Origin of the sequence: Salinibacillus aidingensis, assembly GCF_039522525.1 — a bacterium.
GTDB lineage: Bacteria > Bacillota > Bacilli > Bacillales > Alkalibacillaceae > Salinibacillus > Salinibacillus aidingensis.
Window position 1 is genome coordinate 712015 of sequence record NZ_BAAADO010000001.1, and the last position, 19107, is coordinate 731121.

The window sequence follows — 19107 nt, forward strand, 5'->3', positions numbered from 1 at the left end:
TTACCATGAAACATGTGTGACAGGAAATAGTCCAAGCCCTGAGCCGGATATACCTCTCCTGACTTCTTAACCGCAAATCAGCTTTCTCCTAATTTCCTGCAGTACAATGAAAAAGGCTGCTTTCAGATAAGCAACCTTTTTCTAATACCTGTTTCCTTAGTTTATTGAGCTCTGGTTCCTTTCATTTTTTCCTTTACACCTTCCAGAAACTCTTCCACTTCTTCTTTTGTTTTACGATTCTTACTTACAAAGTCGTCAACGACCTTTCCATCCTCAAGGGCAACAAAGCTTGGAATGCCAAAAACATTGTAAGTGGCACATAAGTCGATAAATTCATCCCGATTGACATAAACAAAAATAAAGTCCTTCTCATATTTTTCTTCCAGCTCTGGCATGAATGGCTCCAGATAACGACAATCCGGACACCAGTCAGCGGAAAATAGCAAAATTACATGGTCATTTGCAAAGTCTGTATTTAACTGTTGTTCTGATTTTAATTCAATCATGGTTGTTCCTCCTTCATGTAACTGACGACAATATCGTTTACTTATCTTCTCTAATCATAGATATTACCAAATCTCATGGAATAAAACGAATCATCTGCCTAATGAAAGTGAGACTTCCATCAGTGGGGGCCTTCCCCCACTGATTGTCAGCGAAACTTATCAGGAATTTACGCATAGTGATTGTAAATATATCCAAATAAATCTATAATAAAGTTATAATTTTCTACAAAATTCACCATTTTTCTTATTTTATTAACTATTAAAACTTAAGGGGTTATACGGACGATGAAGACAATTAAAGGGAAAGTTTATTTTATTTTGATTTTATCGATTTTAAGTTTATCTGCATTTATTCTTTTTTCTATTTACTACTTCAATGAACAGAGCAAAATGACTGTTGATATGCAGGACATACAGGCCACTCTCGCACAAAGCGAGGAATTAAAATTTGAAATGGCCAATACCCGCTATCAGCAGCAGGTATTTTCCAATCAGCCATCGGAGGAACAGGCTGAAATACTGCTTTCTTCCGCTGAATCTTTAGCTTCCAAAGCAGCACAATATGAAAAAGAAAATCAGGGGAACGAAGATATTGCAGCAAGCTTTGGTGTCATCATGGAAAATATAGATACATATCAAAATCAATTAGAAACATGGATCGAGTTACAAAGAAGGATAGGTTTTACAGAGGCAGATGGTCAAATGCAGGACGTAGCCTCTCATTATAGCAATCTTTATTCTCTGTTACGAGAACTCAATAATCCAGAATTTACACAGACAGCTTTATCCATGAGATTAAATGAAAGTAAATATCTTTCAACCGGAAACGTGATTAACTTTTCAAATTTTGAATCACAAAAAAATAGCCTTCTAGCAAATTTAAACAATGAGAACACAGGAACAAACGCAATAGGGGATATTGAGGAAGTCCTCAACAATTATCAGGAATCGATTGAAAGTGTTAGAAATACACTGAACCAGAGCGAGCAGATTACAGAAGAAATGAGTAAATTAACTGGCAGCATTAATGAAGAGGTACAAGCCATTAATGATATAACGGTTCAGCAGAGTCAGGAAATGATTCGTCAGCAGCAAAAATCCCAGCAACTGATTACTACGATATTTATCCTAACAGGGGTGTTCATCCTTCTTATTATCCTAATCGCTGGCTACATCTTAAATCGATCAATTATTCAATCTATCAATCATTTAAAATATGGAGCCAATCGTATGGAAAATGGCGATTTAACCTATCGTGTTGACATAAAGGGCAAGGACGAAATGGCTGATTTAGCTGAATCCTTTAATAAGATGGCCGATAAAATGAATCAATCCCTTGTTAAAGTATTAAAAGCAGCCAATATCCTAAGTCATTCATCAGGAGAACTAACCGATATTTCAAAAAAATCCTCTGTTCAGACGAATGAGGTAGCAGAAGCCATCAATCAGGTGGCTGTTGGTGCACAGGAACAGGCAAGTCAAATTGAAGAAAGCACAACCTTAATCAATCATGTTACAGAAGCTATTGATCAGACTGACATAGCAAATGGTGAAATATTGAAAGAACTAAAGAAAGCAGAGCAGGATAGTCAATTGGGGATAGAAAAAGTAAAAACACTGGAAGAAACCTCATCTTCGTTTATTGATCTGGCCAATCATTTAACAGATGAAGTACGTGAAGCTGCGGAACAATCCCAAAAAATTACCCAAATAGTCTCTACAATCCAGGAGATTGCAGATAACACCAATCTGTTAGCCCTGAATGCTGCCATAGAATCTGCAAGAGCAGGTGAATCCGGCCAAGGCTTTGCAGTTGTAGCAGATGAAGTCCGAAAACTGGCCGAGCGTTCAAAGGAAGAAGCTGAGGAAATTTACCAATTAATCAACAATATGAACAGACAAATGGCCAATCTTTCTGAGGAGGCAAATCAGTTTGGCGACTATCAAAAGCAACAGACACAATCTGTGCATGAAACAAAAACAGCATTTACAAGCATTACCGAACAGGTATATGGCATAAATGACAAAATGGAGGAGGTTTCCTCGTCTGTCAGTGATATCCGTCAATCCAACGCTGATTTGAGACATAAAATTAACGAGGTTAGTGTGATTGCTGAAGAATCAGTAGCTACTGCTGAGGAAGTCGCTGCATCGGGTGAAAACCAGGCAGAAACCATTGATCAGCTAAATCAGTCATCCCTTGATTTACACGCTCTGTCGCAGGAGCTGAAAGCTGAAGTCCATGAATTTTCAATCCACCAGGAAACAGATGATGAACCGCTTGAACAGGACATCGATCAACAGGAAGAAAAGGAAACCATTGAGGAGCAGTATCAAAGAGAAACTCTTCAGACAAATCTTCATGGACTCAGTGAGTCATCAGATCAGAACGTAAATGGTGAAGTATAAAGTGAAACTTCCATCAGTGGGGGTTCTCCATCCCCCACTGATGGTTAGTTGAACTTATCAGGAATTTACTGGCCGTTTATCCCCCACTTAGTCTTGTTGGATTACCCTCAAAACTTGAAGTGGGGGTATTACGGCCAGTTAATGCGTGATAAATTAAAGAGGGCCTTTGCTTAATGCAAAAGCCCTCTTATTTACTCTTGAGTCTCCTGAACCTTCATATCAACGGAATTTACAATGTCCATCATTTCTGCGGCTTTATTCTCCAATTCTTCTTTTGTTGTCATTGTGGTAATTTTTACGCCGCCAATACCAACCTGTAATTCATATTGTTCCTCTTTTGAATTCGGAAAAACAGCAATGTAACCAAAACGACTGTCAGCTTCAAAGGACTCCTGCAGAAGGCTATCTTCTCTTGCTTTAATTCCATCAAACAGATGCCGGCTTTCTGCTCCTTCAAACTGATTATAAAATAATAAGTATTGCTGATCTCCCTGCTTTAAAAAGACATTATTATTAGAACTGCCTTCAATTTTCACATCATCTGGTAAATGTAATGAAATCACGTCGATTTTCTGATTCGGTTCTGCAGACTCAGAATTAAAGGATTCCTCTGCTGCCTGAGCAGCATTCTCAAGAGCTTTTTCTTCAGATAATAAACAACCACTTAAAAATAAAACGGAACCCAGACTTACTAGAATTAAGAATTGACGTTTAACCTTTCTTAAATTCACGATTTTCCACTCCTGACCATTTTTATGTCGAAATCTCTCTCTTATTATCATACTATGGATATAAAATTTGACAAGTGGTAGTAATAAATGGAAGATATGAGTAGATATATATAAGAGGAGGTATAGGATGGAATTAACTGTCTACTTAGCTGGGGAAATTCATAGTGATTGGCGTGAGCAATTAAAATCAAAAGCAGCGGAAAGCGGGCTTCCTTTAACTTTTGTAGGACCCCAGGAAAACCATGACTTGTCAGATGCTATTGGGGAAAAAATTATTGGAAGTCAACCCAACAACGTTACCAGAGACGATGCCGCTTCCGGTATTAACAATCTGCGTACACAGGTTCTTATGCAAAAAGCAGATCTGGTTATCGCCCTCTTCGGTGAGAAGTATAAACAATGGAATACAGCTATGGATGCCAGCATGGCCTTAACATTAAACAAACCTTTAATCTTAATTCGGCCAGAGTCACTGGTCCACCCTCTTAAAGAATTATCCAATCGTGCAAATGTAACTGTAGAAACCGTTGATCAGGCCCTGGACGTATTACACTATATTTATCAATAAAACAACAAAACGGATGGTTTACCCATCCGTTTTATTATTAAAAAATTCATACTGCCCTTTTAACAGACTTACAACATGTGCAAACATGTCACCTCGACTAACCTGCTGATGGGTAAATATACCGATTGCCCCTTCATTTTTACGAATTTCCTGCTTCTGGGTATATTCATCCATCAAATCGCCCAGTTCTTTTCCCTTCTCAAGGCCTCTTCTTATTTCATCTGGAAGAGGGATTCGTGCACCACCTGCTGTAAATACATTCCCCTGTTCATCAATCAAGGAGCCCCAATTGCATAAATAAATACGATCCTCAAATTCCATGACACCACCTTCCAGACCTATTCCTATGACACCCTTTTCAATTTTTACACATTCTTTAGCACGGTTGATCGCGCCTTCAAGAGTTTCTTCATCTGAATAGGGCTGCGAAGATACACGGGTTTCTACTTCGAACCCTTCAACATCGATGTCTGAAAAAGCTTTTTTTACAGCATTTAATTTAGCCGGGTTCGTGGAGCCTACAATGATTTTCATGAGATCATCCCTTTAAGCTGAAGTATCATTCTAAGTTATTTGTTACTTATCGTATCCACTGTATTTTGGTCAGCAGATTTCACCAATTTAATAATTAACTCTTTGGCAGCTGCATAGTCATCTACATGAAGAATGGATGAATGAGTATGAATATATCTTGAGCAGACTCCAATTACAGCTGAAGGTATCCCGTTATTTGACAAGTGAACACTTCCTGCATCCGTACCACCATTCGATACAAAATACTGATAAGGAATATTGTTTGTTTCTGCTGTATCCAGGATAAAATCTTTCATACCAGGTAACGTAATCATCGAGCGGTCATAAATTCGTAATAGTGCCCCCTTACCAATATGTCCAAATTTACTGTCATCCCCCGACATATCATTCGCTGGTGAAGCATCCAATGCAAAGAAAAGGTCCGGGTTAATCATATTTGCTGAAACCTTTGAACCTCTTAATCCCACCTCTTCCTGCACAGTAGCACCTGAATACAATTCATTTGGTAAATCCTCATTTTGCAATGCCTTTAATAATTCAATCGAAAGTCCGCACCCGTAACGGTTATCCCAGGCCTTGGCTAAAATCTTTTTGTCGTTGGCCATTGGCGTAAATGGGCTAACGGGAACAATTTGCTGCCCAGGTTTGATTCCGATAATTTTGGCATCCTCTTCATCATCTGCACCAATATCAATTAACATGTCTTTCACATCCATAGGTTTTTTCCGCTGTTCCGGTGTCAGATTATGTGGAGGAGTTGAGCCAATCACCCCTGTAACAGGACCATTTTCCGTGATCACTTCAACACGTTGAGCGAGTAAAACCTGGCTCCACCAGCCTCCTAAGGTTTGAAAACGGAGCATACCATTTTTGGTGATTTGCGTGACCATGAATCCTACTTCATCCATGTGACCGGCCACCATCACTTTCGGGCCTTTGGCTTTTTTGACGCCAAATACGCCTCCTAAATTGTCCTGAATAACTTCATCGGAGTACTTTCCAAGTTCCTGTCTCATAAACTTACGTACCTGATGTTCATTTCCAGGTGCTGCCGGAAGCTCAGTTAAGGTACGAAATAATTCCATTGTCTCTTGGTTCATTATGTATCAGCTCCAATTCATCAATCTATACAATCAGAAATTAACCCTTTGTTGATCGTATTATCCGTAATTATGCATATACTTTCACGTTTACAAAAAATCATGAAATGAAATCCTGTGATAAGTATGTAACGATTCCACAACCTAACAGAAAAACCATGTCCCCTATATTCTAACGAAACATATTCAAACTTTCCAATCAAATTTATCAAACCGGAAAAAATCCGTTATAATGAAGAAAAGCGAAGGCGACTGTTTAGGTCATGCGAGATAAGACGAAGACATGGAGTGGCATGACTTTTGCCGCGGAATGGCTTTGGCTTATATCCGTCTTGGCCTGGGAGCCGTAGCTGGACAGTGAAAAGCAAAGGCGACCGGCTAGGCTGAATGACTGACTACAGTTATGGATAAGGAGTGAAAATATATGAATTTCAGGAATTTACTTATAGGCTTTGGAGTCGGCACTTCCATTGGATTTGCTCTGGGGAAAGCCATCCCTGATCCTTCTTTATCACCTGAGAAAGTCCTTAATATGACGAAGAGAAAGTTTAGAGAGGCAGGTACTATTTCAGGTTCCTGGATTTACATGAAGCCTGAACGATTAACCAGAGAAGATGTAAACGACCAGGTTTACAGAGGTGGGATCTCACGGGAAATTGATGGAGAAACGATTCAATATGAGTTTTACGCAGATGCGCGAACAGGCTCTATTATTGATATTTCCAGAATTCAATTAAATACAGAAACCCCCTTGCCTGAAGAAGAATAAACAAGGGGGTGTTCATGACTACTCATATGAATACCGTTGACGGGGTACCTGATTTATCAATTCACCTTTAGTATCAAATTTTAAAGCCCGATAATGTGCGTCATGATAAAACGTATACCAGGCCTTTTTAGCATACCCAGTCTTCATCCACTTCTCTTTTTGATGTACGGACGTTACTGGATAGTCATCGTAAGCTAAAACCCATAATGGATTTTGGTGTGCATGGGTCGGCATAATATCGGCCATATGGATAAACACCTCTTCCCCTTCTTCAAATACAAGTATGGCATGACCATCACTATGTCCACCTGTATGTATCATCATAAGACCTGGTACAACTTCCAACTCACCGGAGAATGTTTCCACTTGTTGCTGTACGGGCTTCCAATTATCTTCCCAATAGGTATTCTGTGAACGTAAATTGGGGTTTCTCATTTCATACCATTCCACCTCTGTAGTGTAAATGGTTGCGTTTTCAAAGGCAGGCACCAAATTCTCCTCCTGCCATTTCGTTAACCCACTCGCATGGTCAAAATGAAGATGAGTCATGAGTACACCATCAATATCCAGTGTTGTCATGGCTAATTCCTGTAAAGACTGCTCAACGTTTGACTGTTCCAAAACACCAAAGTTCCGAATTTGTTTTTCAGTAAATTTGTGAACACCAATACCTGAATCTATCAAAAAGTTTTTCCCATCAATCTGTAATAGAATCGGATCTGTTCGCAATTCAATCTGGTTTTTTTCATTTACAGGATACTTCCTGGTCCATAAAGGCTTCGGTACCACCCCAAACATCGCTCCGCCATCAAGATGATTCACACCACCATTTAACCACGTTAACTTAGCACGACCTACCTCTAACGTTTCCAAAATATCCCCTCCCAGATTAAGTTTAACATATAGTGTATCGAACAAGCAGTAGATGACTGCTTGTTCGTTTTTTTGAGAATAATGAATACTTCCTATGTGTACATAACGTCATGAAAAACGCACACGACAACGGTATATTCTTTGGCCTTTTTCCGAAAACTTCTCTTCATATTCAGTCATAACATTTAAAGGATCTTCAACAGCATGTAAATCCAGTGTTACCTCCTCAAGTTTCATTCCATATTGGGAAAAAGACACGAGGGAATACTCAAAGAACTTCTGGTTATCTGTTTTTAAGACAATCTCACCATCAGGTCTCAGGATATCCTCATATTGCTCTAAAAACGTATGGAAGGTTAACCGTCTTTTTTCATGCCGGTTCTTTGGCCAAGGATCAGAAAAATTCAAATAGATTTGGTCGATTTCATTTTGGGCAAAAAAGTCTCTTAAGTCCTTCGCATTTTCATTAATAAGACGCACATTTCTCACATACGCGGCGTCCACTTTCCTGATAGCACCAACAATGACATTTTTCACCCGCTCCATGCCAATGAAGTTAATATCAGGATGCTGTTTCGCCATATTCGCAATAAATTGCCCCTTTCCAGTGCCAATTTCCAAATGGATAGGCTGGTGATTTTCAAATAGATCCTTCCAGCTTCCTTTATGAGAAAGAGGTGATAATTCTGTTATGTGATGGTTTTCCTTTATAAAGTCATCTGCCCAGGGCTTATTTCTTAGTCTCATTTCTTCACATCCTAATCTGACGGATTTTAATTATGTTTAAAAGTGATAAAGTGGGGGGCATTACGGCCAGTTAATACGTGATAAAAAAATTCCCTATTATTTTGCAGCAAACAATAAGGAATTTATGATGCTTTTCATATAATTTTTAAAAGCCTATTTTACGGAAAAAAGTCTGGAGAGTTTTCATCCAGTTACTGACTTCCTGGAATTCATTTCGTTCAAAGTGCCATTGAATAAATGAGATGGATTGGACGACAACATACCAATTCATACGATATCGTAATTGTTCGTCCAGTTCAATACCGTATATATTCAGCCATTCCTGCCACTCATCCTCAGGTACATAGTTGTGTAATAACAATCCTATGTCCATGGCGGGATCAGCAATCATCGCATTTTCCCAGTCAATCAAATAAAGTTCATCATTTCTTGCCAGTAACCAGTTGTTATGATTGACATCACAATGACAGACCACCTTTTTCTGATTCCGGACATAAGGCAAATATTCCTGTAAAAACTTTAATCCCTTATGAATATCAAGACTTGTATCCAACTTACTCTGATCATGATGAATATCTTTTAAATGCTGTAAAATACTTTCAGGTTCAAGTGGTTTTTTTCCCATTCGCATAAACATGTGAAGCAGCTCTGAAGAATGGTGAATTTTGCTTAACAAAGAGGCAACCCGTTCATGCTTCATTTCTGTTTGCTCTAAATGTCTGCCTTCAAGCCAGTGCTGGGCTGTAATGACATCGCCATTTTCCAGACGCTTTGTCCAAACGAGTTTTGGAACAATTCCTTCCGCAGATAAAACTGCAATAAAAGGAGAAGAATTTCGCTTTAAGAATAGTCGTTTTTCCTGGTGCTGGGCATAGTAGGCTTCACCTGTTGAGCCTCCTGCTGGTGTTATTGTCCACTCTTTACCTAGTATTTGTTCCAATCTCATTCACCTTCTATCAGCAAACCTATCATCGTGCAGACTTGTATACGTTTGCTTTGTTTTAGAGCAATTTTTATGTTTATCGATATTATTTTCAACGATGTGACATATATTTCATTCATATTTCAAAAATAGACGAATTTTTTTAGAATAACGCATATTCATAGCTGATTTCAAGACCCATTTATAAAAATCTATGAATTTGTCTTGTCGAATTTTCTTTAGAAACCGTGCAGTTCGTGCATTTTCCTGAATTTCCGTCAACCTGATAATCAATCTTTTCATTTGTTTGTACCCGAATCGTTTCAGCTTGATAGACTTTCACTTCTTTAAAGGACAAATGTTTTCCAAAAAAGACTGTGAAGAATAAAAAGAGTACTTTTAACTTGGATATGTTTTCAATAATAATGACGTATAGATGATGGGGATGAATGGACGCGTCTGGTACAATTTTCATTCCACCACCAAAATACGGATGGTTGGTAATCGTCACCATAAAAGCATTTTCTACTTTTCTCTTTTTTCCATCTAATTCAAGTTCTAAATTTTTAGGCTGATAGGAAAGTAAAACCTGCAATAGAGCAATCACATATTGAAGCCTGCTCAGCTTTAACAGACTAAGAAGCTTTGTATAGCCTGCCTTATTGGTGGCGCTTGCCACTTCACCATCAAAGCCAAATCCGATACTATTAGCAAAATACAGGGCTTGGTTTTCAGATCTGATATTTTTAATCTTGCCAAGCCAATAAGGTCTCCATGATGGGGATTGTAATATCTGTTTAAAGAGGGACTCATTTTTTAAAGTCAGCTTACAGCCCCTGGCAAAGTCGTTTCCTGAACCAGCGGGGATAAACGCTAATTTCACATTTGGATACCGCTGGAGTCCATTAACTACTTCATGCAAGGTACCGTCTCCGCCTACGACTAGAATAGCGTTCACGCGATCTTTAAACATTTCTGCAAGCTGACTGGCCAAAGAGCGGGCGTGACCTTCATATTCGGTAAAAAATGCACGGCATTCCTTTTTCATATAAAGAGGTTCCTGCTTAATTTTTTCATAGACTTTCCTTCCCCTGCCACTTCCTGACACAGGGTTTACAATGAATAGATACATAACCATTCCCCTTAATCATTCACAATGGAACACGATTATTCTGCAAAACCGTTAAAAATTAAATACAGATGGGTCATCCTCATAAAACCATTCAGGCCGCTGGGTAAATACGGAATGACAATCCTTTAATAAAGCTTCAGCTGTTTTTAGTTGTATATGCTTTAAAGGAGATGTAAATGATCTTAATTGCTCAAACCACTCCTGATATTGTTCTCTGCCTATATATGCTGTTTTATAGGGCTCACTTTGAAATTTTATTTTATTATTTCTGGATAAAATGACTTTTGAAACAGGAATGTCGACGCTGTATTTCTTTAGTATACTTTTCACGATGTTTTCCGTACGCTTCAGACCAATCATCGGACTTAACATCCGTGTCTGAACACCCTCAAGCTCCTTGAACCATGTCCTTCCATCCTCAGGCAGAAATGTAACCTTATCATTTTCTTCGATAACCGTAAGACAAATCACCTGGACAGGGGTAATGAGAATGATATCCGCTTCTACCGATGCTTTTTGAAGCTGAAAAACTGGTTTATACATAACGAGGAACGTATCAGGAAACCTTTGCAAAAAATACCTTAGGCTGGCATCTGTTCTAAACTTGTCATCCACTGTGGAATACTCCCGGATTGTACTTGAAGCCCACTTAAGCTGAAATTTAAAGATATGATCCAGAAAATCATACTTCAATGTTTCTTTATCTTTAGGAGGAAGATAGAAATCCTGATGCTCTTCGGGGAATGGGGTAAAGACATTCTCTTCCTTTTTCCCTTTGAATAAATCTTTAATAGAAAATCGCTTTTTAGTGTGATTCGACTCTTCTGTTTTTTCCTGTTGGAGATCCACTGTTCCGGCAGCATATTCCTGTTCCCATCTTTCCAGAAGCTTCCTCCAGTTCTCCTGCTTTAGCCGGATAAATTGTCCAGGATATCGATATATATCTGTTTCATACCTTGAAATATAATCTTGAAGTTTGATTAATTGTGCCATGATTATCAGACCTTATTCTTTTAATTTTTTCGTCAAAATGGGCTTATATTTCACTTCTTTTTGTGGTTCAATCTGATAGATGTGAAATTCATCAATGAGCATCCTTTGTGTGATCGGTCCTGGCAGATTTCCTTTCAACTCTTCTCTAGAAGGTAAAGAAGAATCAGGATCCGCCCACTTTTTTGCCAGGGTTATATGAGGCTTATACGGCCGGTGATCCTGTTCAATTCCTAATTCGGATAGCTTTTCTTCAATTTGGTTCTGCAGGCCCAGTAACGATGGAGAGGGATCAACACCTGCCCAGACAACTCTTGGCTGAGACTTTTTTCCAAAGAAGCCCAGGTCACCAATTTCGGTAAAAAATACTTCAGGAGGTTCAAGGTTATCAATGAGCTCAGCCACCCGATCGAATTGAGCCGTATTCATCCCACCTAAAAACTTTAAGGTAATGTGAAAGTCCTCTTCGTTCGTCCATGTTTTATACATTGCAGCACTGGAGATTTCCTCCTGCCAGCTGCTCAGCCAGCTCCTTAGTTCTTCTGGAATAGGGATTCCGATAAAATAATGCGGATGTTGTCCCATAATCAAATTCCTTTCTGTATTGTATTTCTCCTTAGTTATCCTGCCTAAGAGAAACCGGTTCATTCTGAGCTATATGCATTTTTACATTATGACTTAGAAATTAATCTATCATAGGTCGTCTTATCACAAACTACGTATAACTTGGCATGATCCCTGATTGGTGATCCTAGCATACGGTTAATTCCTAAATTGTTACCATCCGCTATTAACGTTGCACCTTCCTTTAACAGTTCCTGAAAAGCATCGCCATAAGTATGCCACTCTGGCTTTTTAGGGATTTGATATAAATCGTCTCCATGCTTTCTTTGCAGCAATTGATCATATACCTCGGAAATTCCCCTTGAGAATATACTTCGAACGGCTAATGAGGATATGGTTTCATGAGAAAATATGAAATCATCCACTTGATTATGTTTGAAATTTTTAATATGAGATTCATCCATTACTTCAACCACGGTATGTACGTCAGGAGCAATAGATTCAACGGTCGATGCAATTAACAACGTCTTCCCATCTACTAATTGAGTCTCTTCAATCGAATCATCAGCGAAAATCAGTACGGATTCAGCTTCTTTTATATTCGCCTTATCCAAGGTTTCTGTTGAGGCAGCATATCCTCGAACAAAATAAATATGTTCACTAAGAACAGGGGCTTTTTCCTGTTCATCAATGATTACAATATCGATATCCTCATTCGTTTTCAGCATTTCCTGAAGGGCATAATTAGCTTTCTTTGACCATCCTATAATAATATAATGACCTTTTCCTTTATACATAATTTTTCCCTCCTCTCTTCTTATCCGGAAAGTTGACAGACCATCCACAACTTTTCCTATCACTACTCCAATGAGGCCTATTCCCAATATATAGAGGACCATAGCAAAAACTCTTCCCTCCATCGTTATGGGAGCATAGTCCCCATAGCCGACTGTGGTAACGGTTGTCATCACCCACCAGAGTGCTTCAAACCAGTTTGTAAAGGTTTCCGGATCTAATTTCATAATGAAAATCGTACTAAAGACAACCAGTAAGAAGCTGAACAGGAATAACAGACGATTACTCAAATCTACCATTTTGATAAAAAGCTTGCGCAAGATAAGCATTATTCCTTCCCTCCTTTCTAACGTTTTTTATCGTCTTATCTAAATTTTTTATAAATATTTAGATAAAAATTACGAAAAATTTTTGTGTTTTGGTATAATAATAATACAAACGGACACAACATCGATCCCTAAACAGCACAGAAGATCTTAAAATCCCTTAAGGAGTGGTTATTTGAATCGTTCAACCTCCCGAATGCTAGCGAGGGTAAAAGCTGTCTATCTTTACATAAAGGAGAATGGGACAGTTACAACAACAGATATAGCAGAGGAGTTTGGCATAACAGATCGAACCGTTCAAAGAGACCTTCATGTATTATCCTATAATGGCCTTGTCAGAAGCCCAAGTAGAGGAAAATGGACCACAACAAAAAAGAAAGTAAAAATTTCATAGAAAATCAGAAAAGCGGAAGGGCCTTGCTCAGACCCGACTGTGTAAGCAAGCCCTATGGAGTGGCTTGACTTTAGCCGCGCAATAGGGATTGCTTACATCAGCGAGGGTCTAGACCCTGTAGCTGGACAGAAAAGCGCAGGCGACCGTTTAGACCCGACGGCATAAGCAGAATCTCCGGAGTGGCCGCTTTTTGGCCATGGAGGAGATTTTGCTTATGCCTAAATTATATAATAAAAGATATTTAATTAGAATCAGCCTGTCTTCCAAGCAGGCTGAGCTCTTCATCGGTTAACTCCCTATATTCCCCTGGCTCAAGGTCAGCATCCAGGTGCAGCCGCCCCATTTGCAGCCTCTTTAACTCCAACACTTTTTTTCCTGTCGAAAGAAACATCCGCTTTACCTGATGGAATTTTCCTTCCATAATGGTTAATTCGATTTCCGAAACCCCACCAGCTGACAGGACTTTTAATTCTGCCGGCTTTGTGATATATCCATCATCAAGTTCCACTCCATTTGCAAAGGCCTGTACATCCTCTTCTGATACATTCCCGTCAATTTTCGCCCAATATTTCTTACCGACTTTTTTCTTTGGAGAAAGAAGTTCATGGGACAGCTTGCCGTCATTGGTGATCAACAATAACCCCTCAGTATCTTTATCTAAACGGCCCACTGGAAATGGATCAAAAATCTGGTCTTCCATCTCCAGCAGATCGACAACCGTTGTTTCAACATGATCCTCAGTAGCAGATATCACCCCCTTTGGTTTATTCATCATTAAGTAAATGTATTCTTTATATTCCACCAGTTCTCCATTGATCAGAATCTCCTGCTGATCAGGGTTGACCTGTGTTTTTCCGTCTTTGACTGTGGTCCCATCAACCTGTACGACTCCCTTTTTCATCAGCTTTTTAACGTCTGTTCGACTGCCAAATCCCATATTTGCTAAAACCTTGTCTAGTCGCATCGTTTTTTACCTCCAAAGGCCATTTTCTTATATAAATATGCGTTTTAACTTATTTGCACGACTGCCCAGGACTCTTTCTAAAAGAGTTGATTTGAAGCATAACCATAAGTATAAATATCCACCAATACCTGCACTTATAAACGTAATCATAATGGATGAGAACCGATTATCTTCCATAAAAATGAAGGAAGAAAGCAGCCATTTGATAAGCAGTACCACCAATGCCATAACGGCTGTGAAGATTAAAATTAATAATGTACGCTTATACAGAGCCTTAAATGGCATTTCGGTTGTCCGTTTAATTTTCCATACATTCAGGAAAGATGCAGTAAGCACTGCCAGGCCGGTGGCAAAAATCGCACCTTTAGCTTCAAAAAGGAAAATAAAAGGCATATTTAACACAAGCTTAATGCCAACCCCGACGCTTAATGATATCAGTGCAAAATTTTGTCTGTTAATTCCCTGCAATATGGAAGCACTGACAGTAAATAGGCCAAAAAACAATGAAACAGGGGCATACCAGCTTAATAGCTGTCCCGTAAATTCCGAATACTTATCAATGCCATAGAATGTTCCATATGCTTCGTAGCCCAGTATGGATAAGCCAACACCAGCCGGAATAATGATAAGCATAATAATTTGCAGAGCCTGATTAATTTGCTGAATATATAAATCTCTTTTCTGTGCAGTAAAAGAACTTGTAATAACCGGAAGCAATGCTAAGGATAAGCCTGTGGCCAATGTAACAGGAATAATGACTAATTTATGTCCCAATATGACGATAACGGAATAGGCCAAACCTACATGATCCTCGCCCATACCAATCGCTGACATCGCTCGCGGAAACGTTAACTGATCAATTAATTGATAAACAGGCGTTGCCAGCCCAACCAGAACAAAGGGGCCGGCATAACTAATGAGCTCTTTAAACATTTGCTTTGAATCAAAGTGTCTGGTTTTTACCTTTTGAGTATGAAGTTGCTGATCCAGATAGGGCTTCCTCACCTTCCAGAAGTAGCCTAATACAAACAGGGAACCCAATGCACCTACAAAGGTCGCAAAAGTAGCCATACCAATTGCATTCGTAATGGTCCCATCAAAAACCTTAAGTAAAAGAAAAACACTGCCAAGCAGGAAAATAATTCGGACAATCTGCTCCATGACGGTTGAAACAGCAGAAGGCCCCATAGATCCGTAGCCCTGAAAAAAACCACGCACAATACTCATGGCTGGAATAATTAACAAGGCAAAGCTGACCATTTTAATAACAAAGGAAACCTGGTCAACGGAATAAGGAAAGTTCGTTCCCTCACCTGATATAGCGATTTTTGCTATAAACTCTGAGCTGAAAAACAATAGTAAAAAGGCTAAAATGCCCGTAATCATCATCACTTTAATCGCCAGTCTGAACATCCTGCGTCCGGTTTGATAATCACCAAGCGTATTATATTTGGAAACAAACTTGGACATCGCAAGTGGAATGCCCATAGTGGATATACTAATTAAAATAGTGTAGGGTGTATATGCAAAGGAAAATAACGAAAATGCCGTCCCGCCTACTAATGCTTCAAACGGGATGACATATAAGATTCCTAAAATTTTTGATAAATAATTCGCACCTGTTATAAGCAAGGTGCCGCGTAGTATTTTTGACATGTTTTGACTTCCCCTGTATTTATTTCGTATACATAGACAAATTTATTTTATCACATTTCTATTCATAGTCGATACAGCAGGGAAATAGTACGGAAAGGATGGAATTCATTTTGGCATATGATGTTGTTGTCATTGGTGGTGGACCTGCAGGATTAATGGCGTCCATCACTGCAAGTAAAAACGGAGCGAAAACATTACTCATTGATAAAGGAAATAAATTAGGAAGAAAGCTTGCTATTTCAGGCGGTGGGAGATGTAATGTAACCAATCGACTGCCCGAATCCGAATTGATCGAGCATATTCCCGGTAACGGTCGCTTTTTGTACAGTGCCTTCTCGATTTTTAATAACGAAAGTATTATTGAGTTTTTTGAAAATCTGGGTGTCAAATTAAAGGAAGAGGATAAAGGAAGAATGTTTCCTGTCAGCAATTCCGCAAAGCAGGTAGTAGAAGTTCTGATTAATGAATTGAAAAGGCTTAATGTTGAAGTGAGAATGAACACGCCTGTAGATACCATTAACTATGGAGAACATACCCATCAAATTGCTCTCAAAAACGGCGAGGGCATTGAAACAAAGGCTGTTATTCTTGCTGCAGGGGGAAAATCCGTACCAAGAACCGGAAGCACTGGAGATGGCTATGCATGGGCACAACAAGCCGGCCACACTATTACAGACCTTTATCCAACTGAAGTCCCGCTCACATCCAATGAAAAATTTATAGGAGATCGTACACTGCAGGGCCTCTCATTACGGGATATTAATATCACTGTACACAATCCTAAAGGGAAAGCCATTAAAACACATCGTTGGGATATTCTTTTTACCCATCAGGGAATATCCGGCCCGGCTGCCCTAAGACTTAGTCAATTTGTGGTTAAGGCATTAAAAAAATTCAAAACGGAAGCTGTCGATGTAACCATAGATTGTTTTCCGGATCAGAATGAGGAGGAAGTTTTTCAAAAGCTCATAATGCTGGCTAAGGATTCACCAAAAAAGGCCATTAAAAACGTTTGGAGTGGACTGGTACCTGAACGCTACTTCTACTTTCTTTTATCCAGAACCGATATTGACCCGGGACAAACCTACAGCCACCTGGTAAAAACAGAGGTACGTAAAATGGCTCAGCTTCTAAAAGCATTCCCCGTCAAAGTAAACGGAACACTCTCCATTGAAAAGGCCTTTATCACAGGAGGCGGGGTTTCATTAAAAGAAGTCGTTCCAAATGAAATGGCGTCGAAAAAAATGCATGGCCTTTATTTCTGCGGTGAAATTCTCGATATTCATGGCTATACAGGTGGATTTAACATTACCGCGGCTTTTTCAACCGGCCATGTAGCCGGAAAAAGTGCAGCTGAGTATACTCAATACATGCAGGTTTAGACAGAACCTGGCAAAACGTACAGATCCATAAAACCAAACATCTTTTCTATTAAAAATCCCCCTTCCTATAATTCAGGAAGGGGGTTATGTAACTGGATAAGGAAAGTCTTCATAAATCAACAATACTTTTTTCTACAGCGGAATCCCAATTCGGAAAATAATGTAATGCACTTCTCATTAATTGTGGATTGGTACTCTTTACCTTCTTTTTACTCAAACTATGTCCACTTTCACTTAATTGTCTGATCTCTGACAACACCTCGAAAGAAGTCATATTTACATCCATTCTCCTTACCTCCTTTCCATGGGATTTAACTATATCATTAACCATAATTTGTAATTTATTCATTTTCCATGTTTTAATATAAAAAATTGCTCTGAATAATCAGAGCAATATGTTTTGTTTACAAAAGGGTCAGCACACTTAAAAAATGCATCACACTACCGGCAATAACAAAAAGATGCCACACTGCATGATGATATTTGAATCCCCTCCAAATGTAGAAAACAGACCCTAATGTATATAGTAATCCACCTATAATTAAGAAGTTTAAACCTTTTGGATCCAGATTATCCGTTAGTGGTCCCCATGCCAAAACAATGAGCCAACCCATTAAAACGTATAACCCGGTAGATGTAAATAAAAATCTTTTTACGAAAAAAGATTTAAAAACTGTTCCACCAATGGCCATTCCCCACACAATCCCGAAAATCGTCCACCCCAGCCAGCCGGGAACTGCTGTGAACATATATGGAGTGTAAGTCCCTGCGATAAAAAAGTAGATTGATGAGTGATCAAAGATTTCAAAAATATCTTTAACCTTAGTGCCTTCTGGAAATGCATGCAAAAGAGTTGAGGATGTATACATTAGAAGCATTGTAGACCCAAATATAGTGAAACTTACAACATGCCAGACGGATCCATACATTGAAGAATAGACAATCAATAATACTAATGCCACCATACTAAAAAGAATCCCTATAGCATGTGTAATTGAATTTGCAGCTTCCTCACCTTTACTGAAAGTGTGTGTGTTAGCCAATGGTATCGCTCCTTTTTATGTCTGTCAGCTATGAAGAAAAGAGTATCCTTGAGGAAATTACTGGCCGTTCATCCCCCACTTAGTCCTGTTTGGGTTACCCTCAAGAATTGAAGTTGCGGTATTACCGCCAGTTAATGCGTGAAAAATAAAAAATCCTCAGAATCATTAATGATATCTGAGGATTTCTTTAATTGCCCAGCAGCGTCCTACTCTCGCAGGGGAAGAACCCCAACTACCATCGGCGCTGGAGAGCTTAACTACTGTGTTCGGAATGGGAACAGGTGTGACCTCTCCGCCATCGCCACTGGGCCTACAGGATGTAGGTCGTTCTGCGTTGCTCACACTAGGGAATACTACGGGAGCATTACCTCGCAGAAAAAGCTTTGCTTTTTCGAGGACGTGAGCGCCCTTAGCAGAACTTCCTTATAATTCCTTATCATTATTAGCTTTGGTGACTAGCACCCTCAAAACTAGATAAGAAAGGCAATCATGTAAGCAGTTATTGGCTAGTAGTCCGTCTACGCTTTTCGTATTGTCCAGCTCCGGCTCCTAGGTCAAGGCGGATATAAGCCAAAGCCATTCCGTGGCCAAAACCATGCCACTCCATGTCTTCGTCTTATCCCGCATGACCTGAACAGTCGCCTGCGCTTTTCGTATAAGTTAAGTCCTCGATTGATTAGTATCCGTCAGCTGCACGTGTCA

At 39.3% G+C, this 19107-nt stretch carries 20 protein-coding genes and 1 rRNA gene; 5 read left to right on the plus strand and 16 right to left on the minus strand.

Translation table 11 applies throughout. The annotated features are described in order from the left end of the window. Window positions 1-161: 161 nt before the first annotated feature. Window positions 162-506, minus strand: a complete 345-nt coding sequence (locus ABD006_RS03700) for a thioredoxin family protein (protein ID WP_343837659.1) — start codon at window positions 504-506, stop codon at window positions 162-164. A gap of 285 nt (window positions 507-791) precedes the next feature. Between ABD006_RS03700 and ABD006_RS03705 the strand changes: the two genes are divergently transcribed. Next, window positions 792-2915 carry a methyl-accepting chemotaxis protein gene (locus tag ABD006_RS03705; protein ID WP_343837662.1) on the plus strand — a complete coding sequence of 708 codons (2124 nt, stop codon included), beginning with the start codon at window positions 792-794 and terminating at the stop codon, window positions 2913-2915. Window positions 2916-3106: 191 nt separating this feature from the next. Here ABD006_RS03705 and ABD006_RS03710 read toward each other — a convergent pair whose 3' ends face one another. Further along, window positions 3107-3646: a hypothetical protein gene (locus ABD006_RS03710; RefSeq protein ID WP_343837664.1), complete on the minus strand. Its 540-nt coding sequence runs from the start codon at window positions 3644-3646 to the stop codon at window positions 3107-3109. A gap of 127 nt (window positions 3647-3773) precedes the next feature. Here ABD006_RS03710 and ABD006_RS03715 point away from each other — a divergent pair, with 127 nt between their 5' ends. Beyond that, the gene (locus ABD006_RS03715) at window positions 3774-4214 is read left to right on the plus strand and encodes a YtoQ family protein (RefSeq protein ID WP_343837666.1); all 441 of its coding nucleotides are present in this window, start codon (window positions 3774-3776) and stop codon (window positions 4212-4214) included. 18 nt (window positions 4215-4232) lie between these two features. On the opposite strand, the gene ABD006_RS03720 is transcribed toward ABD006_RS03715, so the two are convergent. Both ABD006_RS03720 and ABD006_RS03725 read right to left on the minus strand, forming a co-directional pair. Continuing rightward, a complete protein-coding gene (locus tag ABD006_RS03720) occupies window positions 4233-4748 on the minus strand; it encodes a DUF84 family protein (protein WP_343837668.1) in 516 nt (171 codons plus the stop codon). A gap of 35 nt (window positions 4749-4783) precedes the next feature. Then, window positions 4784-5848, minus strand: a complete 1065-nt coding sequence (locus ABD006_RS03725; RefSeq protein ID WP_343837671.1) for a M42 family metallopeptidase — start codon at window positions 5846-5848, stop codon at window positions 4784-4786. Between the two features lie 424 nt (window positions 5849-6272). Here ABD006_RS03725 and ABD006_RS03730 point away from each other — a divergent pair, with 424 nt between their 5' ends. After that, window positions 6273-6617 (plus strand): PepSY domain-containing protein, encoded by a 345-nt coding sequence (locus ABD006_RS03730; RefSeq protein WP_343837673.1) that lies wholly within the window; start codon window positions 6273-6275, stop codon window positions 6615-6617. Between the two features lie 18 nt (window positions 6618-6635). Here ABD006_RS03730 and ABD006_RS03735 read toward each other — a convergent pair whose 3' ends face one another. From ABD006_RS03735 to ABD006_RS03765, 7 genes are all read right to left on the minus strand, one after another. Then, a complete protein-coding gene (locus tag ABD006_RS03735; RefSeq protein WP_343837676.1) occupies window positions 6636-7490 on the minus strand; it encodes a YtnP family quorum-quenching lactonase in 855 nt (284 codons plus the stop codon). A gap of 108 nt (window positions 7491-7598) precedes the next feature. After that, window positions 7599-8237: a tRNA (guanosine(46)-N7)-methyltransferase TrmB gene (gene trmB / locus ABD006_RS03740; RefSeq protein WP_343837679.1), complete on the minus strand. Its 639-nt coding sequence runs from the start codon at window positions 8235-8237 to the stop codon at window positions 7599-7601. 145 nt (window positions 8238-8382) lie between these two features. Beyond that, a complete protein-coding gene (locus ABD006_RS03745; RefSeq protein ID WP_343837681.1) occupies window positions 8383-9177 on the minus strand; it encodes a phosphotransferase family protein in 795 nt (264 codons plus the stop codon). A gap of 184 nt (window positions 9178-9361) precedes the next feature. After that, on the minus strand, window positions 9362-10291 hold the full coding sequence (locus ABD006_RS03750) for a diacylglycerol/lipid kinase family protein (RefSeq protein ID WP_343837683.1): 930 nt from the start codon (window positions 10289-10291) through the stop codon (window positions 9362-9364). Between the two features lie 51 nt (window positions 10292-10342). Then, window positions 10343-11284 carry an NERD domain-containing protein gene (locus ABD006_RS03755; RefSeq protein ID WP_343837684.1) on the minus strand — a complete coding sequence of 314 codons (942 nt, stop codon included), beginning with the start codon at window positions 11282-11284 and terminating at the stop codon, window positions 10343-10345. A gap of 12 nt (window positions 11285-11296) precedes the next feature. After that, window positions 11297-11866, minus strand: a complete 570-nt coding sequence (gene thpR, locus ABD006_RS03760) for an RNA 2',3'-cyclic phosphodiesterase (RefSeq protein ID WP_343837686.1) — start codon at window positions 11864-11866, stop codon at window positions 11297-11299. A gap of 86 nt (window positions 11867-11952) precedes the next feature. After that, complete coding sequence (locus ABD006_RS03765; protein WP_343837689.1) at window positions 11953-12969, minus strand: potassium channel family protein; 1017 nt, start codon at window positions 12967-12969, stop codon at window positions 11953-11955. 172 nt (window positions 12970-13141) lie between these two features. Between ABD006_RS03765 and ABD006_RS03770 the strand changes: the two genes are divergently transcribed. Next, a complete protein-coding gene (locus ABD006_RS03770; protein WP_044158685.1) occupies window positions 13142-13360 on the plus strand; it encodes a DeoR family transcriptional regulator in 219 nt (72 codons plus the stop codon). Window positions 13361-13601: 241 nt separating this feature from the next. On the opposite strand, the gene ABD006_RS03775 is transcribed toward ABD006_RS03770, so the two are convergent. Next, the gene (locus tag ABD006_RS03775) at window positions 13602-14324 is read right to left on the minus strand and encodes a pseudouridine synthase (protein WP_343837693.1); all 723 of its coding nucleotides are present in this window, start codon (window positions 14322-14324) and stop codon (window positions 13602-13604) included. Between the two features lie 27 nt (window positions 14325-14351). Continuing rightward, complete coding sequence (locus tag ABD006_RS03780; RefSeq protein ID WP_343837695.1) at window positions 14352-15980, minus strand: putative polysaccharide biosynthesis protein; 1629 nt, start codon at window positions 15978-15980, stop codon at window positions 14352-14354. Window positions 15981-16090: 110 nt separating this feature from the next. On the opposite strand from ABD006_RS03780, the gene ABD006_RS03785 reads away from it, so the two are divergent. Next, the gene (locus ABD006_RS03785; RefSeq protein WP_343837698.1) at window positions 16091-17362 is read left to right on the plus strand and encodes a BaiN/RdsA family NAD(P)/FAD-dependent oxidoreductase; all 1272 of its coding nucleotides are present in this window, start codon (window positions 16091-16093) and stop codon (window positions 17360-17362) included. 109 nt (window positions 17363-17471) lie between these two features. Here ABD006_RS03785 and ABD006_RS03790 read toward each other — a convergent pair whose 3' ends face one another. From ABD006_RS03790 to rrf, 3 genes are all read right to left on the minus strand, one after another. Continuing rightward, the gene (locus ABD006_RS03790) at window positions 17472-17648 is read right to left on the minus strand and encodes a hypothetical protein (RefSeq protein WP_343837700.1); all 177 of its coding nucleotides are present in this window, start codon (window positions 17646-17648) and stop codon (window positions 17472-17474) included. A 118-nt stretch (window positions 17649-17766) separates the two neighbouring features. Beyond that, the gene (gene trhA, locus ABD006_RS03795; protein ID WP_343837702.1) at window positions 17767-18405 is read right to left on the minus strand and encodes a PAQR family membrane homeostasis protein TrhA; all 639 of its coding nucleotides are present in this window, start codon (window positions 18403-18405) and stop codon (window positions 17767-17769) included. A gap of 193 nt (window positions 18406-18598) precedes the next feature. Beyond that, window positions 18599-18714 (minus strand): 5S ribosomal RNA (gene rrf / locus ABD006_RS03800). Window positions 18715-19107: the final 393 nt, after the last annotated feature.

Coding starts and splice junctions, on each gene's coding strand:
- ABD006_RS03700 (WP_343837659.1), bottom strand. CDS start 506: ATGATTGAATTAAAATCAGAACAACAGTTAAATACAGACTTTGCAAAT.
- ABD006_RS03705 (WP_343837662.1), top strand. CDS start 792: ATGAAGACAATTAAAGGGAAAGTTTATTTTATTTTGATTTTATCGATT.
- ABD006_RS03715 (WP_343837666.1), top strand. CDS start 3,774: ATGGAATTAACTGTCTACTTAGCTGGGGAAATTCATAGTGATTGGCGT.
- ABD006_RS03720 (WP_343837668.1), bottom strand. CDS start 4,748: ATGAAAATCATTGTAGGCTCCACGAACCCGGCTAAATTAAATGCTGTA.
- ABD006_RS03725 (WP_343837671.1), bottom strand. CDS start 5,848: ATGAACCAAGAGACAATGGAATTATTTCGTACCTTAACTGAGCTTCCG.
- ABD006_RS03730 (WP_343837673.1), top strand. CDS start 6,273: ATGAATTTCAGGAATTTACTTATAGGCTTTGGAGTCGGCACTTCCATT.
- trmB (WP_343837679.1), bottom strand. CDS start 8,237: ATGAGACTAAGAAATAAGCCCTGGGCAGATGACTTTATAAAGGAAAAC.
- ABD006_RS03750 (WP_343837683.1), bottom strand. CDS start 10,291: ATGTATCTATTCATTGTAAACCCTGTGTCAGGAAGTGGCAGGGGAAGG.
- ABD006_RS03755 (WP_343837684.1), bottom strand. CDS start 11,284: ATGGCACAATTAATCAAACTTCAAGATTATATTTCAAGGTATGAAACA.
- thpR (WP_343837686.1), bottom strand. CDS start 11,866: ATGGGACAACATCCGCATTATTTTATCGGAATCCCTATTCCAGAAGAA.
- ABD006_RS03765 (WP_343837689.1), bottom strand. CDS start 12,969: ATGCTTATCTTGCGCAAGCTTTTTATCAAAATGGTAGATTTGAGTAAT.
- ABD006_RS03775 (WP_343837693.1), bottom strand. CDS start 14,324: ATGCGACTAGACAAGGTTTTAGCAAATATGGGATTTGGCAGTCGAACA.
- ABD006_RS03780 (WP_343837695.1), bottom strand. CDS start 15,980: ATGTCAAAAATACTACGCGGCACCTTGCTTATAACAGGTGCGAATTAT.
- ABD006_RS03790 (WP_343837700.1), bottom strand. CDS start 17,648: ATGGATGTAAATATGACTTCTTTCGAGGTGTTGTCAGAGATCAGACAA.